Here is a 231-nt window from a genome sequence, read left to right as displayed (position 1 = left end):
GCATTAGCGCCGCTTCGTCATTCACCTCCGCCAGCGCCGCCTGCAGCCAGTAGGCATAGTGACACCACTCATCCGCTTCCGGCGGCGGAACAGGCGCAGCTCGCGCATTAGCGCCGCTTCGTCATTCACCTCCGCCAGCGCCGCCTGCAGCCAGTAGGCATAGTGACACCACTCATCCGCTTCCGGCGGCGGAACAGGCGCAGCTCGCGCATTAGCGCCGCTTCGTCATTC

General features: G+C 65.4%; 1 pseudogene. It reads right to left on the bottom strand.

Annotation, left to right across the window (positions count from 1 at the left end):
* Positions 1-78: 78 nt before the first annotated feature.
* Positions 79-189, bottom strand: a pseudogene (locus tag GVK32_RS29605) (hypothetical protein); the annotation flags it as partial.
* Between the last annotated feature and the right edge of the window lie 42 nt (positions 190-231).

Source organism: Klebsiella sp. 18074 (assembly GCF_902705905.1).
Lineage (GTDB): Bacteria > Pseudomonadota > Gammaproteobacteria > Enterobacterales > Enterobacteriaceae > Klebsiella > Klebsiella terrigena.
This window is presented reverse-complemented; position numbering and strand designations above follow the sequence as displayed.